Raw genomic sequence first — 243 nt, forward strand, 5'->3', positions numbered from 1 at the left:
GGTGGAACGGTTCATAATCTGCGCATGCTTGGCAGCGATGATGAACCCCAAGACTGGGCAGTGGAATTCGATAACTGGATGGGGGAGCGCTTGGAGCAGTGGAACACAAGAGAACTGTTTCAATATGAGAAAAAGGCTCCTCATGCCCGCATGGCCGTCCCATCTTATGGAACGGAACACCTCGCTCCCTTGTTCTACGCTATGGGTACGGCCGATATGTCCCGATCAGCGAAGCGTTTATTT

The 243-nt window shown here is 52.3% G+C and carries 1 pseudogene; it reads left to right on the forward strand.

Annotated elements, in window-relative coordinates:
- Positions 1–243, forward strand: a pseudogene (locus tag AC1ECF_RS17790) (dioxygenase); the annotation flags it as partial.

Source organism: Psychrobacillus sp. Z3-81 (assembly GCF_056620325.1).